12 protein-coding genes are annotated in these 16981 nt (G+C 60.6%); all 12 read right to left on the bottom strand.

Annotation, left to right across the window (positions count from 1 at the left end; all coding sequences use genetic code 11):
• Positions 1 to 325: 325 nt before the first annotated feature.
• Entirely contained in the window at positions 326 to 1084 is a 759-nt protein-coding gene (locus GVL50_RS08090; RefSeq protein ID WP_159812416.1) for a PIG-L deacetylase family protein, read from the bottom strand.
• A 180-nt stretch (positions 1085 to 1264) separates the two neighbouring features.
• Entirely contained in the window at positions 1265 to 1924 is a 660-nt protein-coding gene (locus GVL50_RS08085) for a glycosyltransferase family 2 protein (protein WP_159812415.1), read from the bottom strand.
• The gene (locus tag GVL50_RS08080) at positions 1921 to 2520 is read right to left on the bottom strand and encodes an SAM-dependent methyltransferase (RefSeq protein WP_159812414.1); all 600 of its coding nucleotides are present in this window, start codon (positions 2518 to 2520) and stop codon (positions 1921 to 1923) included. The genes GVL50_RS08085 and GVL50_RS08080 overlap by 4 nt, the downstream gene beginning before the upstream one ends.
• A complete protein-coding gene (locus GVL50_RS08075; RefSeq protein ID WP_159812413.1) occupies positions 2517 to 3275 on the bottom strand; it encodes a PIG-L deacetylase family protein in 759 nt (252 codons plus the stop codon). Before GVL50_RS08075 ends, GVL50_RS08080 begins: the two co-directional genes overlap by 4 nt.
• The gene (locus GVL50_RS08070; RefSeq protein WP_159812412.1) at positions 3272 to 4270 is read right to left on the bottom strand and encodes an acyl-CoA dehydrogenase; all 999 of its coding nucleotides are present in this window, start codon (positions 4268 to 4270) and stop codon (positions 3272 to 3274) included. The genes GVL50_RS08075 and GVL50_RS08070 overlap by 4 nt, the downstream gene beginning before the upstream one ends.
• A 1-nt stretch (position 4271) precedes the next feature.
• The gene (gene glgX, locus GVL50_RS08065) at positions 4272 to 6431 is read right to left on the bottom strand and encodes a glycogen debranching protein GlgX (RefSeq protein ID WP_159812411.1); all 2160 of its coding nucleotides are present in this window, start codon (positions 6429 to 6431) and stop codon (positions 4272 to 4274) included.
• Positions 6432 to 6755: 324 nt separating this feature from the next.
• On the bottom strand, positions 6756 to 7070 hold the full coding sequence (locus GVL50_RS08060; protein ID WP_159812410.1) for a DUF2934 domain-containing protein: 315 nt from the start codon (positions 7068 to 7070) through the stop codon (positions 6756 to 6758).
• A 27-nt stretch (positions 7071 to 7097) separates the two neighbouring features.
• Positions 7098 to 9866, bottom strand: coding sequence for a malto-oligosyltrehalose synthase (locus GVL50_RS08055; RefSeq protein WP_159812409.1), 2769 nt, complete (start codon positions 9864 to 9866; stop codon positions 7098 to 7100).
• Positions 9863 to 11941: a 4-alpha-glucanotransferase gene (gene malQ / locus GVL50_RS08050; RefSeq protein WP_159812408.1), complete on the bottom strand. Its 2079-nt coding sequence runs from the start codon at positions 11939 to 11941 to the stop codon at positions 9863 to 9865. The genes GVL50_RS08055 and malQ overlap by 4 nt, the downstream gene beginning before the upstream one ends.
• Positions 11938 to 13740: a malto-oligosyltrehalose trehalohydrolase gene (treZ, locus tag GVL50_RS08045; RefSeq protein WP_159812407.1), complete on the bottom strand. Its 1803-nt coding sequence runs from the start codon at positions 13738 to 13740 to the stop codon at positions 11938 to 11940. The genes malQ and treZ overlap by 4 nt, the downstream gene beginning before the upstream one ends.
• 32 nt (positions 13741 to 13772) lie before the next feature.
• The gene (glgA, locus tag GVL50_RS08040) at positions 13773 to 15359 is read right to left on the bottom strand and encodes a glycogen synthase GlgA (RefSeq protein WP_053120566.1); all 1587 of its coding nucleotides are present in this window, start codon (positions 15357 to 15359) and stop codon (positions 13773 to 13775) included.
• Between the two features lie 664 nt (positions 15360 to 16023).
• Entirely contained in the window at positions 16024 to 16977 is a 954-nt protein-coding gene (locus tag GVL50_RS08035) for a D-2-hydroxyacid dehydrogenase family protein (RefSeq protein ID WP_159812406.1), read from the bottom strand.
• Positions 16978 to 16981 lie beyond the last annotated feature (4 nt).

Genomic DNA, 16981 nt, shown 5'->3' with positions numbered 1-16981 from the left:
ACGAAGCATTCTTTATCGGCGCTTTGGTGGAAGGGGTGGGGCCGATGTCTCCCACAGTCTGTACTGGGCTAACAGTCAGAAGCTGGCTTTTGGTCCCACCCACCCCTTCGAGTCCTACCATACAAGCGGGCTTGCTCGCGAAGGCGTCAGTTCATTCAACATCTTTGTTGGCTGACATACCGCTTTCGCGAGCAAGCTCGCTCCCACAGGGGAGGTGTGTTGGATGCAGGATTTGTGTCGGGTGGAGATCAAAGCGTGGGAGCGGGCTTGCTCGCGAAGGCGTCGGCCCGTTCAGCTTCGTCGTGGCTGGCATACCGCGTGCGCGTTAGACAAACACGATTTCATACGGCAGGCGCATCCGCTCAAGGATCACTGGCGGCAGCATTGGCGCGATGCCGATTGCCGGTTCGCCCTTGAGTTGGCTGGCATAGGCGTGAGTGGCGTGGCTTTTTCGCGCGACTGTCCAGGTGTCGAGCCTTAACTTGCGCGCGCGCTCCCAGGGAATCAGTTTCTGTTCGCGCTCGGGCCAGTGCCAGGCCCAGACCGGCACATCGTGAAAGGTCGCCCCGGCCTGTTCTGCCGCTTCAGCGGCGGCGCGGCCAACCGCTTCATGATCGTCAATGCCATCGCCGCGCCAAGTGCTGAACACCACATCGCCAGGGCGCAGGTAGCGACTGATGAACTCCGTCAACTGGCGTTCCTGGTCGAGTAGGGCATTGTGGGTAAACCCGCCGCGCACCCACTTCAGGCTGTGCATGGGCAGGCCGAGTCGGCGCAGGGCTTCGACACTCTCCTGCGGTCGGAACACGCTCAAGCGTTTTTCCGACCACTGTCGCGAGCCAGGGTGGCTGGCGCTGCCGTCGGTAATCGAGAGCAATTGCAAAGGGTGACCCAAGCTTGAGAACAATTGCAGCAAGCCGCCGCACATCACCACTTCATCCCCGGGATGCGGAGCAATGATGACAGCGCGAGCGCCGGCGGGTATCAGGCTACGAGTATTGATGACGGGAATATTGTCGAGTTGCGGGGCGCTGTTCCAGATCTGCGCCGTTGAGCTGCCTTCACTGAGGGATAACGGTTTCATGCTGCGACGTCCTTGTTAGTCTCGCCTCCAGTCGCACACCAAGGCGAGAGTGCCCGGGCGCACCGAACCGTGAGGCTGGTGATTGCCATGCGACGCTCCGAACCCTGGATTGCCGCGCAACAGAGTATTGCTCATGAACCACGATTCGTCTCGAAACCCAGCAATCTGATACGCTTTTTTTTAGCCTATCTGTACTAGGTTTCGCAAATAATCGCCAAATCCGCCCCGCGCTCGACTGTCGAGCCGCGCACTGGTGTGCACCAATGGCCGATGACTCCACGCAATATTGGCGCCGGTCAGCTCCAGTTGCCGCACCAGTTGTACATCTTCATCACAGGCCAGCGGTTCGAAACCACCGGCCAAACGGTATGCGTCAGCACTGATGCCGAGGTTAGCGCCATGGATATGCCGATGGCCCTCACACGCCCGATAGTGGCTGTGATAACGAATCTGCGCCGCCTCGTCGAGCGACTCGTGCCAGCGCTCAACCGTCACCGTGCCGCACACAGCATCGGCGCCTAATCCCAGTTGCGCCACCAGCCAGTCGTCGGCGACCCGACTGTCGGCATCGGAACAGGATATCCACCGCGCCCCTCGCTCCAGCAACATCCGCGCGCCGGTCGCTCGCGCCTGACCTACATTGCGCGCTTTTATATTCAAGCTCAAAACTGGATATTTGCTGACAATCTGTTCCGAGCGGTCGGTGCAACTGTCGAGTACCACCAATACGTCGACCCGTTCGCCGGCGAGCAGTCCGTGTTTACTGGCGCGTAATGCGGCGCTCAGGCACTCGTCGAGCAAGCCTTCCTCGTTGTGCGCCGGAATCAGGATGCCAATCATCGCAAGCCCTCCAGCGCCGCCACGGAGCGCGGTTCGCGGCTCCACACTTCCAGAATGAAGTCCGCTTCCTGATGTAAAACCAGGCGTGGCAGGTGCAAATGTTCGTGGAGCAAATCGTGCACCTGCCGCGCATTCAACGGGCAGTCGTCAATCGGCGGGCGCCAGTGACAGGCGAGCACTTGCCCGTCTGCAGCCAAGGACTGGCCCATGCGTTGGGCAACGGCTGTCAGATCATCGCGGTCGAGGTAGTAGCCGATTTCGCTAAATACAATCAGGTCGAATTTTTCCTCCGGCCAGTCCCCCGGCAGACGACTTTGGCGAACTTCGGCGTGGTCGAACAGACTTAATCGGGTTCGCGCCAGACGCACCGCTGCGTCGGCGGTGTCGCAGCACAACAAACGATCGCAGCGACCGGCCAGCTCTGCGCTCAACTCGCCGTTGGCGCAGCCCGGTTCGAAGATCGCTCGGTAGCGCGGACGCGGCAGGGCGGCGAGAGTGATCGCGCGTTTACGTTTCTCGTACCAGCGCTCGCGAAACGCCCACGGGTCGTCGTTGCCGGCGAACAGGCCATCGAAATAGCGATCATCGACACTCATAAAAACACCACTTCAAAAGGCTGCAGCAGGCGATCGATCACGTATGGCGCCAACACCGGTGCAAGCCCGGCTTGTGCGTCGCCTTCCAATTGACTGGCAAAAGCGTGCACCGCGTGGCGTTTGCGCGCGACTTGCGCCGGCGTCAGCAAAATCTTGCGCGCACGTTGCCACGGCACAAAGGCGTCTTCGGGGGTTGCCCAGTGCCATGTCCACACCGGCAGCTCATGGCAGGTCGCGCCGACCTGACGCGCGGCCTCGGCACTGGCACGGCCGACGGCTTCGTGATCGCAATGGCCGTCTTCGCGCCACGTGGTAAACACCACGTCGTTGGGGCGCAGATGGCTTTCGATGAACGCGCGCAATTGCTGTTCCTGAGCAGCTACTTGAGTATCGGTGAACCCACCGCGCAACCATTTCAACCGATGCATTGGCAGGCCGAGGCGGCGCAGCGCTTCAGCGGATTCTTGCGGACGGATCACGCTCAAGCGTTCAACCGGCCAGCGTTCGGAACCGGGATGACTGGCGCTGCCGTCAGTCACAGAAATCAGTTGCAACGGGCGCCCGGCAGCGGCGAGCAGTTGCAGCAAACCGCCGCAACCCAGCACTTCATCGTCCGGGTGCGGTGCAATAATCACCGCGCGCGATCCGGGTGGTACCAAGCTCAGCACGTCGATGCTTCGCAGCTCCGCCAAATGCCGCGAGCCTTGCCATTGATGCAGGGTCGTTCCCTGGCCGACGATCGGATTGGCTCTCATAGCGACCAGACCTCATCGGGTTGTTGGGCAATCAATTGGCCGAGGGCGGCGAGGTCGCGCTCGGCATGGCTTTGCCGGAGGAACACCGGCAGGTCAGCGATCAGTCGGGCGAAGTGGCGATCCTTGCAATAGGGCCCGGCGCCCAGTGCCCGGCCGACTTCACGGATCACCTGTTCGGCAGACTGCTCAACCACTGCGCGGGCGCGACGGGCGAGCAGTTCGGCGTTGTCTTCAGGGTTTGCATCAATATGCAAAGCGCTGAAGCGCAAAACATCCGCCGCCGCTTGCAAGGCACTGTCGACGGCGCCGAGATGGGCGAGGGCATGTGGTTCTTCACGCTGACCACACTGCTTGCGCAACCGCTCGGCAATCTGCTGCGCCGCGCCGTACCAACAGGCGGCAATACCAATGCCGCCCTGCCAGAAACCCGGCCGTTGCAAGTAGTCGCCGGGATTGCCGATGGCCTGACCTTCAGCGCCATCGAACAACACTTCGACGCTGCCAGTCGCGCCCATGCCCACGGCGCGCCAACCTTCATCAGTGACCGTCACACCCGGTTGATCGAGCGCCACCGCGACCAATTGCTGTTGATCATCGGCGTCCCACGCCGTCAGTAGCGCATGACTGAGAACCGCCGCGCCGGAACACCAGGCTTTGCGTCCATTCAACGCGACCATATGCCCAGCCGGACTGACCTTCACCCGAGCTTGCGGCGGTTCTGCTGCCCACATGCCCCACGTGCTGCCGGGCGTCGGCGTACCACCGAGTTGTTCGATGATAGCCAGTGCATCGGTGTGCCCCTCATAGAGTTTGCACAAACCCAGATCATGCCCGCCGACAGCGGCTAAATGCTGAAAGCGCTCCAGCGTCAGACCGCTGCCGGGTAAGGGCAAGCGGTCAAGCCCGGCCTCGACCATCGCTCGCAGGCACTGGCCGAGGGCGTGGGTGTCGGCATAATCCGGCGGTTTGCGGGCGAGATAACAGTGCAGATCCATATCAATCTTCTTCTTCGTGTTGCAGTTCAAACAGCAGCAACGAACGGCCGGTCACTGAATATTCATGGCCGAAATCGAAGCGCTCCTGGCCACGAATCGAAGGCTGATTGGTGTCGATCATGCACGTCCAGAAACCGCCGTCCGGCACTTCCGGCAAGGTGAAGTTGACGATGTCATGGTGCGCGTTGACTACCAGCAGCAAGGTCGCATCGGCACCTTTGCGGCGGATCCCGGTTTCCTGCGCGCGGCCATCAAGCAGCATGCCGAGGCAACGATTGTGTGCATCGTGCCAGTGCTCGGTGGTCATCTCAGTGGCGTCTGGCGCCAGCCAGGTGACGTCTTTGACGCCGATGTCCTCGTTGTACTCGCCGACCAGGAAACGTCCGCGACGCAGAATCGGATAGGCCAGACGCAGCTTGATCAGGCGTTTGACGAATTTCAGCAAGCCTTTGCCGTCTTCGCTCAGATCCCAGTTGACCCAACCGATCTCGCTGTCCTGGCAATACGCGTTGTTGTTGCCATCTTGCGTGCGGGCGAATTCGTCGCCGGCGACGATCATCGGCGTGCCTTGCGACAGCAACAGCGTGGCGAAGAAATTGCGCATCTGCCGATGGCGCAGTTCATTGATTTCCGGGTCGTCAGTCGGGCCTTCGACGCCGTGGTTCCACGACAGGTTGTTGTTGCTGCCGTCCTGATTGTTCTCGTCGTTGGCTTCGTTGTGCTTGTCGTTGTACGAGACCAGATCGTTGAGGGTGAAACCGTCGTGCGCGGTAATGAAGTTCACCGACGAATACGGCCGCCGTCCGCGCTGGTTGAACATCTCGCCGGAAGCGGTCATGCGACTGGCGAAATCGGCAACCTGGCCGTCATCACCTTTCCAGAAGGCACGCACGGTGTCGCGGAACTTGTCGTTCCACTCGACCCAGCCCGGCGGGAAGTTGCCGACCTGATAACCACCGGGGCCGCAGTCCCACGGCTCGGCGATCATTTTCACCTGACGCAGCACCGGATCCTGACGGCAGGCCACGAGGAAGCTGTGACGTTCGTCGAAGCCATCGTGATAACGGCCGAGAATCGTCGCCAGGTCGAAGCGGAAACCGTCGACATGCATTTCCGTGGCCCAGTAACGCAGCGAATCGGTGACCATTTGCAAAACGCACGGATGACTCAAATCCAGTGTGTTGCCGGTGCCGGAATCGTTGATGTAGTAGCGTTTGTCATCGGGCATCAAGCGGTAGTACGAAGCGTTATCGATCCCGCGCATGGACAGGGTCGGGCCCTGTTCGTTGCCTTCAGCGGTGTGGTTGTAGACCACGTCGAGAATCACTTCAAGATTGGCCTCGTGCAGGTGCGCGACCATCTCTTTGAATTCGGCGATCTTGCCGCTGGCGAGGTAACGCGGATCCGGGGCGAAAAACGCGATGCTGTTGTAGCCCCAATAGTTGGTCATGCCTTTTTGCAGCAGGTGTTGGTCGTTGACGAAGGCGTGGATCGGCAGCAACTCGACCGACGAAACACCGACGCTGCGTATGTGCTTGAGCACATCGTCATTCATCAGACCGGCGAAGGTGCCTCGCACGTTTTCCGGCACCGAGGGGTGACGCATGCTGATGCCGCGCACATGGGTTTCGTAAATGATGGTTTTGTCCCACGGCACACTGACACGCTGGTCGTTGCCCCAGGTGTGTGCCGGGTCAATGACCTTGCACTTGGGCACGAACGGCGCGCTGTCGCGTTCGTCGAAACTGAGGTCGGCGTCGGGGTGGCCAATGGTGTAGCCGAACAGCGCTTCCGACCATTTCAGTTCGCCGACCAGTTGTTTCGCGTACGGGTCGATGAGCAATTTGTTGTGGTTGAAGCGGTGGCCGTTGGCCGGATCGTAAGGGCCATACACGCGGTAGCCGTAGATCAGCCCCGGGTGCGCATCGGGCAAATAGCCGTGGTAAATCTCGTCGGTGTATTCCGGCAGTTCGATGCGTTCGAGTTCGACTTCGCCGGCATCGTCGAAGATGCACAGTTCGACCTTGGTGGCGTTGGCGGAGAACAGCGCAAAGTTCACCCCCAGACCATCCCAGGTCGCACCGAGCGGGAAGGGCAGGCCTTCACGAATTCTCGAAGGCTCAGCGTGCGCGGCGGGCTCGGCTTTTTTTGGACGGGTCATGATTGCTCCTGCAAAAAACGGGGACAGTTCAGTTGAAACCGGTTCCCGGTAGGAGCGAGATTTTGTGGTGAGGGGATTTATCCCCGTTCGGCTGCGCAGCAGTCGCAAAACCATTGCACGCGGTATGTCTGACACTCCGCAAGTGCAGCATTTGGGGCTGCTTCGCAACCCAACGGGGATAAATCCCCTCGCCACAAAAATCCATTCACCACAGAAGCCGGTTTAAACAAGGGATTTTGTGTATTTCTTGAGGACGAACGCGTCCTCGGTGGCGAGCAAGCCCGCCACACGGTCATTCAGTTCAATTCAATCGTCGGTAAAGCGTTAGATCGCCGAAGGCTTGCGCGGCGCTCGTGGCTTTTTCTCGGCGGGTTTTTCGCCGGGTGGAATCACCTTGGCGGCGCTGCTTGGCTTGGCCTTGGCCGCTGCCTTCGGTTTGGCAGCAGGTGCTTTCACTTCAGCGTCCTTGCCAGCGGATTTGCTGCCCGCCGCTTTCGGGGCTTTCTTCGGTGCCAAGGCTTCAGCTTCAGCCAGTTTGCGCGCCATCTCCCAGTGGCGCTCCTCATGACCTTCAGGTTTCCCTTCCGATTCCCAGATTTGATAGGCGAATTCGCGAATGCGTTTATCGTCGGTACTCATCGCAATGCTCCTGAACTGAACTCATGCTTACGTTAAGTGTTGGATAAAGAGATTGACCGGGACATCCCCCAGCGCGTCGCTGATTTTCAGCTCCCTGTTTTTTGTGACTGCGCTTCTTTGAAAAAGTCCCTTCAGGTTTGTGTCAGAGGCGTCGAACGGTAAAACCACCCGGGTATCGCCCCAGTGCAGCGCATCGACCTGAGGTACAGCACTGTTTTCCAGCAGCGTCGCGCAACGGATCGGCACGATCACGATGGCGTGTTTCCCCTCGTGTTCGCGGGCAAACGCGAGCACGTTGTGCGCCTGCTCGCCCAGCACCTCCAGGGACTGGTACGAGCCATGCCGAAACAGCCCGGCATGCTCGGCGCGCAAGTTCAGCACCTGCGCAATCAAGGCTTGCTTGATGCGCCCGTCACGCCAGTGCGTCAGCAGTTCCACAGGTGGCAGAGGCTCCTGCAAGGCCTGCTCGCGAGCGGCGTAATCCACCGGCCGGCGATTGTCCGGATCGACCAGGCTGAAGTCCCAGAACTCGTTGCCTTGATACAAATCCGGCACCCCCGGCACGGTCATGCGCAGCAAGGTTTGCGCCAAACCATTGAGCGCGCCGGCAGCAGCGATACTGCTGACGGTCTTGGCCAGCGCCGCACGCAGCAGTTCGCCGTCTTCACCGGTCAGGAGTTTTTCGGTGAAGGCCTGGGTCGCATTTTCATAGGCTTCGTTCGGCGCGCTCCAACTGCTTTGCAACTTGGCTTCGCGCAAGGCTTTCTGTTGCCACTGCCAGATGCGCTTGGCGTAGTCGGCGAAACCGTCTTGATCGTCGTCGCGCAAATCCAGTGGCCAACTACCGAGCAACGCTTGATAGAGGATCAACTCATCACCGGCCGACGGCACTTGGTCGTCAACACGAACCGGGCGGGCGAGGGCGCGCCACAATTCGATTTGCTCGGCGTACCAGTGACTGCGCTCACTGAGCACGGCCAGACGCGCGCGGGTGTCTTCGCCACGTTTGTGATCGTGGGTCGCGGTGGCGAGCAGGTTGTCGGGGAATTCGGCGAGACGCCGCTGATTGACCTCGTGGAAATCACTGACCGGCGCGCTGAATTGTTCGGTGTTGTAGCCGACGTCATTGCGCGACAGCAGCACTGCCGAGCGATACAGCGCGGTGTCTTCCACGGCTTTCGCCGCTGCCGGCGAAGTCAGTTGTTGAAAGCGTACGCAGGCGTGCTTGAGGATTTTCCGCGAACGGCCAAGCGGTTTGCGCCGCCACGGTGTGCCACCGAGCCATGCCGCCACGCAATCGAGCACCGGCCAATCGGCCTCGCTGAGCGTTGGTCGCGCACCGTCCATGGCTTGCTGGAAAAACACATCGTCCTGCGCCGAGCGGCCCGTTGCGCTGATGTAAGTGCGGTACACCGGGAAATGTATGATCAGCGCCTGCAACACGCGGCGGATGGCGCCGAGGGTCAGGTCGCGGGTCATCAGGTCGTCGCGGGCGACTTGCAGCAACGCTTGCGCAACGCTTTCGCAATCGCTGGCCAGCGAACCGTTGAGGATCTGCTGACGCGCCAATTGCGCCTCTTCAATAAACGCGGCGGGTCGCTCGGTGCGGCGTTGCCAGAGCTCACCGAGCACATGTTCGCCGTCCGGATCGTGTTGCAGAAGCGACAGTTGATTCATGAATTCGTAGCCGGTGGTGCCGTCCACTGCCCAGTCGCGGTGCAGGGTTTCGCCGGCGCCGAGGATCTTCTCGACGTAGATCGGCAAGTGTCGATCCGGCGCGATCAGGTCAAGGCGCCGGCGCAATTTGCGGCAGTACCCCCTTGGATCAGCGAGGCCGTCGATGTGGTCGATGCGCAGGCCGTCAACCAGTCCTTCAGCGACCAACTGGAAGATTTTGCCGTGAGTCGCCTCGAACACTGCCGGACGTTCGACGCGCAAACCACCGAGTTCATTGATGTCGAAGAAGCGCCGCCAATTGATGTCATCCGCGGCGGTGCGCCAACTGGCCAGGCGATAGCTCTGCCGCTCGAGCAATTGATGCAGCGCGTCGAAGCCTTCTTCAGTGGTCGAGTCGTAATGCTTGAGGTTGTGTTCAATCGCTTGCAGCACCTGCGCATCGCTCGCCAGTTGCCGCAATTCTTCCTTCAAAGGAATCGCCAACGAGTGCGCGTCGGTCTGGTAACTCAGCGCACTGAAACGGTCAGCGAGGGGCTTGAGCGTTTCTTCGTGCTTGAGAATCTCGCCGTAATCATTCGGGCAGATCGGGAAGTGATGGTCGTAATGCTCGACGAAAAAGCTGCCAGTCTGCGCGTTGAAATGCAGCTTCAACGTGCCGTCCTGCAAGGCCACGCCGTAGTCGCTGCCGAGGAACGGCAGCAACAACTGGCCTTCCATCAGCGGATCGGGCGAATGCCATTGGATATCGAAAAACTCGCCATACGGGCTCAGTCGTCCCCATTCCAGCAAGTCCAGCCACCACGGGTTGTCGTTACCGCCGACGGCCATGTGGTTGGAAACGATGTCGAGGATCAGCCCCATGTTGTGTTCGCGCAGGGTGCTGACCAGACGCCGCAGGGCCGGCTCGCCACCGAGTTCCGGGTTGACTTGCGTCGGGTCGACCACGTCGTAGCCGTGCATCGAACCGGCGCGGGCGGCGAGCAATGGCGAAGCGTAAATGTGGCTGATGCCCAGTTGAGCGAAGTACGGCACCAGTGGCACCGCTTGTTCGAGGGTAAAACCTTTATGGAATTGCAGGCGCAACGTCGCGCGCAATGGCTGGATAAGCGTTTGGTTCATTGGTCACGCTCGGCAGCCTGAAGACGCGCGCAAGCCAGCAGCTCCAGACGTCGTGCAGCATCGACGCCGTCGAGCAACGCTTCGCTGGGGCCGGGCAAGCGACGCGACCAGTTAGGGTGGGTATCGATGGTGCCGGGCAGGTTCGCCTGTTCGTTGATGCCCAGCGCATCTTCCAGTGGCAGCAATACCAGCGGCGCACGGGTGTGGCCGAGGAAGCGTACGGCGGCATCAACGACTTGATCGGCCTCGTGGGACTCTTCGCGGAAGTTCTGCGGATCCTGGCTCAGTGCACTGCGCAAGCCTTCGCGCTCACGCTGACGATGCTGGCGCCACTCGATTTCGCCGTTGGCATCGACAAATCCAAGGCGTGCATTCCAGTCGATGTCGCGGCCGTGCCACCAGCCATTCAGGGTGGGCAGATCGTGGGTGCTGGTGGTCGCCAGCGCGTTATCCGGCCAGTCGAGAATCGGTTTGAAATGCGTGTTGTCTTGTTCGAACAGCAGCACGCGCATGCCGAGCATCGAGCGGGCGATGAGTTTTTCGCGCAAGCCGTCGGGCACGGTGCCAAGGTCTTCGCCAAGGACGATGGCTTGATGACGATGGGACTCCAGCGTCAGCAAACGCAGCAAGTCATCCACCGGGTAATACAGGTAAGCGCCATCCGCCGGTGCCGAGCCGTTAGGGATCACCCATAAACGTTGCAGGCCCATGACGTGGTCGATGCGCAAACCGCCGGCATGGGCGAAGTTGGCGCGGAGCATGTCGATAAAGGCGCGGAAGCCGTTGCGAATCAGACCTTCCGGCGAAAACGCGGAAATCCCCCAGCCTTGTCCGGAGCGATTGAGAATGTCCGGCGGCGCACCGACGGTCAGCGAGGCGAGCAACTCATCCTGAAAACTCCAGGCCTGACTGCCGGCGCCATCGGCACCCACTGCCAGATCAGCGATCAGGCCGATGCCCATGCCGGCGCTGCGAGCGGCGGTTTGCGCACGCTCGAGGCAGCGATGGATCAGCCATTGGCAGAAGGCGAAGTAGCCGATGCGATCGGCATATTCTTCGGCGAACGCTTCAAGCGCGGCGCCGCGCGGGTCGTGCCAGTGTTCCGGCCATTGCCGCCAGTCGAGGTTCTCGCCACGGGCGGCGCGCATTTCCTGAATCGCTTCGAAGCGGCAATGGTTTTCCAGCGCTTCGCCACCGGCGTGACGAAAACTGGCGAAGTCCGGGTGCAACGGGTGATCGCCAGCGACGAAGCCTTCGTACAACGCTTGCAGCAGTTTCTGCTTGGCATCTGCGGCGGCGGGCCAGTCGACCAGTTTCAAGTCTTCCAGTTGCGCAAACTGCTCGGCCAGGCCGCTGGCGTCGATGGAATCACGCAGGGCACGTTCGCCGAGAATCGCGCCCGGTGCCGCGTACAGCGAATTAAGGAACAAGCGACTGGACGGCGAATAAGGGCTATAGCGGCCGGTGTCGGCGCTGAACATCGCGTGCAACGGGCTGATCGCCAAGGCTTCGGCACCGCGTTCGCCGGCGACTCGGGCCAGTTCTTCCAGCGCTTGAGTATCACCAAAACCGCCATCGCCGGAGCGCCGCAGCGAATACAGCTGCACGCTCAGGCCCCAGGCGCGGGGGATCGGATTGTCCACCGCATCACCGACGCTGAAGCAGCGTTCCGGCGCGACCGCGAGGGTGAAAAATTGATCGGCGATGTGCACCTGCTGATAACCGACCGGCACCAGACCGGGCAGCACTGCCTCGGAGTCAAGTTTCAGGTTCAGTCGCGAGCCGTCTTCAAGAACGATTTCACACGGGGTCTCCGGCGCGAAGTAACGCGCCAGATCGACGCCGACGCCGACATCGCTGGTCAGCAGCGGCGGCAAATGACGGTCTTGTTGCACGGCTTGCAATTCCAACAGGCTGGCGTCGATTTCCTGTGCGGAGCTGGCCGGGTGGCCCAGGCCGATCAGGACATTGCGCAATACCGCCGGGGCGACTTTTTGCGGGCGGCCGTTGGCGTCGATCCAGTCGACGGCAAGGCCCGCTCGGCTGGCGAGAATTTCCAGTTGCGCATCGCTCATAGGCGCTCTCCATCCAGAGGTTGCAAAGGGGTTGCGGCCGTGAGGCTGACAAGCGCGCAATACGCGGGCAGTTGGCCCGATTCCGATAGATCGACGGTGGGTGGCTGTTGAAACAACCACACGGCCTCGGTCTGTGGAGGGTTGACCACTGGCGTGTCGCTGAGGTTCAGGTCAATTCGCAGCTCACTGCCATTGCCCAATCGCCAGCGTGCACTGACCGCCGCGTGACCGAGCATGTGCGCGCCGAGTGCCTGGGTGCCGGACAGATGCGGAATGATGTATTGATGGCGAAATTGCAGCAGCTTTTGGTACAGCGCGAGGGTTTCCTGCTGTTTGACGCTGCCATTGCCGATCAACCTTGGCTGTGAATCGTGGAAGGTTTTTTCGGCATTCGGGTCGGGGATTTGCTCGCGTTTGTGCGGATCGGCGAAGGCGCTGAACGCGGCGAATTCATTGCGTCGGCCTTCGCGCACCAGTTCGGCCAGTTCGCCATGGTGGCTGGTGAAAAACTGGAAGGGCTGTTCGGCGGCAAATTCATCGCCCATGAACATCAGCGGAATCATCGGTGACAGCAGCAACAGCACGGTCGCTGCCTGCACGGCGCGCGGGTCGGCCAGATGATGCAGGCGTTCGCCGAATGCGCGGTTACCGATCTGATCGTGGTTTTGCAGGAACAGCACGAACGCGGTGGACGGCAGGTGTTCGCTGGGTTCGCCGCGCGGCTCGCCATGGCGGGTGATGTGGCCCTGGAAGACAAAACCCTGACTCAGGCATCGCACCAATTGCTCGGTGGGTTGCGCGGCGTAGTCGGCGTAATAGGCGTCGGTTTCACCGGTGAGCAAAACATGCAGGGCGTTGTGGCCGTCGTCATTCCACTGCGCGTCGTAGTCGTATTCGAGCAGGCTGGATTGGTTGAGTTCGTTTTCAACGGTGAGCCAGACATGCCGGGTCGGGTCGATCTGCGCGCGGACGCGCTGGGCCATTTCTGTGAGGAAATCCGGGTCTTCGATGGCATGCACTGCATCGAGGCGTAAACCGTCGAAGCGGTATTCGAGCAACCACATCAGTGCGTTTTCGATAAAGAACTCGCGCACCTCGCTGCGGCGGAAATCGATCGCCGCGCCCCAAGGCGTGTGTTTGTCTTCGCGGAAAAAGCCTTTGGCGTAGCGGTGCAGGTAATTGCCGTCGGGGCCGAAGTGGTTGTAGACCACGTCGAGAATCACCGCCAGCCCATGACCGTGGGCGCTGTCGATCAAATGTTTAAGTTGTTCCGGGGTGCCGTAGGAGGCTTGCGGGGCGTAGGGCAAAACCCCGTCGTAACCCCAATTGCGCTCACCGGGGAATTGCGCCAGCGGCATCAGTTCGATGGCGGTAATGCCCAAACCTGCGAGGCGCGCCAGATGTTGTTCGACTTCAGCGAAACCACCGAGCGCACCGACGTGCAACTCGTAGATCACTGCTTCACTCCACGGGCGACCGTGCCAGGCACTGTGTCGCCATTGATAGGCCAGCGGATCGACCACCACGCTGTGGCGGTCGAGGCCACCGTCCTGCGCGCGGGAGGCCGGGTCGGGCACCTCCAGTTCGCCGTCGATGTTGTAGCGGTAGCGGGTACCCGCCGCACAGCGTGCCTTGATCACAAACCAGCCGTCTGCCTGAGGCAGCATTGGCAGGGACTGGCCGTCTTCGAGTTCGACACTGACGTAAAACGCATCTGGCGCCCACAGCGCAAATTGCGTGTGCTCGGCATCTAGCATGATCGCGCCGTGGGGCCAGGTTTCAATAGACCGGAACGGCATCGTTTACAACCTCCTTGTTCCTTGTGGATCGGTTACTTGTGGATTGCTTTACCCAAGGCCTTGGCCACCAGTTGTTCGTAGAGTTCGGCGTACGGTTCAACCGCTTTGCACCAGTTGAACGGTGCCGCCATTGCCCGGCAACGCATGGCATTGAGCAAATCAGGATAGGCGAAGACTTTGAACGCACGGCTCAAGGCTTCTTGATAGCTTTCAACAGTGGATTCGTCGAAGAGGAAACCGGTAATGCCATTTTCAATGGTGTCGGCCAGCCCGCCGGTGTTGCGCGCGACCGGCAATGAGCCGAAGCGCTGGGCGTACATCTGGCTCAGACCGCAGGGTTCATAACGCGAAGGCATCAACAGAAAATCGCTGCCGGCGAACATGCGACGGGCGTCGGTTTCGTTGAAGCCGATGCGCACACCGATCTGGCCCGGGAAGCGCAGGGCCAGTTCGCGCATGGCTTGCTCTTCTTCCGGCTCGCCACGACCGATGATCGCGATCTGGCCGCCGTTCTGTACGATGTACTCGGACACCGCTTCAGTCAGGTCCAGACCTTTCTGATACACCAGACGCGACACCACAGCGAACAGCGGGCCGTCGGAGTCATTCAGTTCAAACAGCTCGCGGACATGGGCGGCATTGACGGCTTTGCCTTCCCAATCACCAATGGCGAACGGCGCGAACAGGTGCGGATCCGTGGCGGCGTCCCAGCTCTCATCGATACCGTTAGGGATACCGCTGAGCAAACCTTGCTGGGTCTTGGCGGCGAGAAAACCGTCGAGGCCGCAGCCGAAATCCGGGGTGGTGATTTCCTGCGCGTAGGTGGCACTGACCGTGGTGATGTGGCTCGAGTAAGCCATGCCAGCCTTGAGAAACGACATCTTGCCGTAGAACTCCATGCCTTCCTGTTGCAGGGCATGGTTGGGAATGCCCAGTTCAGGGCACGAGCCGAGGCTGGTCACGCCTTGATACGCGAGGTTGTGAATGGTGAACAGGGTCGGCGTGCGCTGCCCGCGCCAGTGCATATAAGCAGGGGCCAGACCAGCCGGCCAGTCGTGGGCGTGCACCAGATCCGGGCACCAGTGGATTTGTGCGAGGTTGGCGGCGATGTCGGCAGCGGCCAGACCGAGGCGGGCGAAGCGGATATGGTTGTCCGGCCAGTCGCGACCGTTGTTGGCGCCATACGGCGAGCCTTCGCGCTCGTACAGTTCCGGGCAGATCAACACGTAGATCACCAGACCGTCAGGCATGTCCATGCGCCCGATCTTGCACGGAGGCAGCGCAGCATGACCGCCGAGTTCGCCGATGATGTGGATCGGGTTCTCGCTGTGCATGACTTGCGGGTAACCGGGGATCAACACGCGCACATCGTGCAAATGGGCCATGGCACGGGGCAGTGCGGCAGACACGTCACCCAGACCGCCGGTCTTCACCAGGTCGGCGATTTCCGAGGTCACGAACAACACTTTCTTCTTGTTGGGATTCTGACTTGCTACTGGCGTCAGCGTTTTGGTGCCGGGGACGTTGATCTGTCGGCTGCCGGGAACGCTGATGGTGCTCGATTCACCCATCGATTGGTGAGCACGCTCTCCCTGAATATCCAATGCCGCACTGATCATATGAATCTCCCGTGTTGTTGATCTGATTCTTGTGTTCTCTCTGTAGGAGCTGCCGAAGGCTGCGATCATTGGCTTTTGAAGGATCAAAAGATCGCAGCCTTCGGCAGCTCCTACGTACGGCAAGCGCAAACGCGCCACGCATCGGTGAGCAAACGCTACCCAACACGCGCAAGCAGAATGGGTGTTTGGGCTATTGCAAGGATTGCACCAGCCGCTTCGGCCCTACCTTTGTGATGACCCGTCGCGTCGTGCAAAAGTTTCGACTTTTTTTCCGGAATGTGACCAACCGGTTTTGTGCCCCGAAAACCAGTCTAGGCCAGATCCTAGAGCGGGCGAGGGCAAATGGGTAAATTGTTCGACAATCGGTTTGCTTTAATCGGTAACCGGACTTTTCAGGGGTAAACGCACCGACGAAGTGCAGGTTTTTTTGAGGCGGGGGGCTAAAACGGTGACTGAACAGTCACAATTTTGTGCTGGAGAAGGAGGGGGTTGCACTGTTGTGGTGCGGGCAGTTTGTTGTTGGGGTGACAGTTAGTGCCCCTTCGCGGGCAAGCCCGCTCCCACAGGTTGATCGCATTCCATCTGAAGGAACCCGGTCAAAAATGTGGGAGCGGGCTTGCCCGCGAAGGCGATGGCACCTTCACCATCGCAATCAGGAAATGACTCAATTCAGTGGTCGGACGAGATTGCCCGCAGCCCAGCCCTGAATATCCTCGATCATCTGCGAAAAGAACTGCTCATAATTCTGCCGACTCACGTACCCGACATGCGGCGTCGCCAGCACATTGTCCAACGTGCGAAACGGGTGCGTGTCCGGCAGCGGCTCCTGTTCGTACACATCCAGCGCCGCCCCGGCGATCTGCTGTTTCTGCAACGCCTTGATCAGCGCCGCTTCATCAACAATCGGCCCGCGCGCGGTGTTCACCAGCAGCGCCGTCGGTTTCATCCAGCCCAGCGCCTGCGCATCGACCAAGCCGCGACTGCGCTCGCTGAGCACCAGATGCACCGACAACACATCCGCCTGCTCGAACAGCGCTTGCTTGCTGACGTACGTCACGCCGACCTGTTCCGCCCGCTCAGCCGTGAGATTCTCGCTCCAGGCAATCACGCGCATGCCAAACACCTGACCAAACTGCGCGACACGCTGGCCAATGCTGCCGAGGCCGAGAATGCCCAGCGTCTTGCCGTGAAGATCGCCACCCAAACCCTGCTGCCACTGCCCGGCGCGCAGGGAATTGGCTTCGTTCACCAGATTGCGTGTGGCCGCCATGATCAGCGCCCAAGTCAGTTCCGGTGCTGCGTGTTTGTAACTGTCGGTGCCACAGACCTTGATCCCGAGTTTGGCTGCCGCTGGCATGTCCAGCGCCGCGTTGCGCATGCCGCCGGTGACCAGCAGCTTCAGATTGGGCAGACGCTTGAGCAAATCCTCATCGAAACGCGTGCGCTCGCGCATCACGCAAATCACCTGATAGCGGCCCAGACGTTGCGCCAAAGTGGCGTTGTCCGCCGGGTAATCATGTTCAAACGTGACTTCGCCGATGCCGTCCAGCACAGACCAGTCGACCACGTCGCGGGCCACGTCTTGCCAGTCATCGATTACCGCAATCTGCACCGCCATCACC

Origin of the sequence: Pseudomonas sp. 18058, from assembly GCF_902706155.1 — a bacterium.
Taxonomy (GTDB): Bacteria; Pseudomonadota; Gammaproteobacteria; order Pseudomonadales; family Pseudomonadaceae; genus Aquipseudomonas; species Aquipseudomonas rustica.
This window is presented reverse-complemented; position numbering and strand designations above follow the sequence as displayed.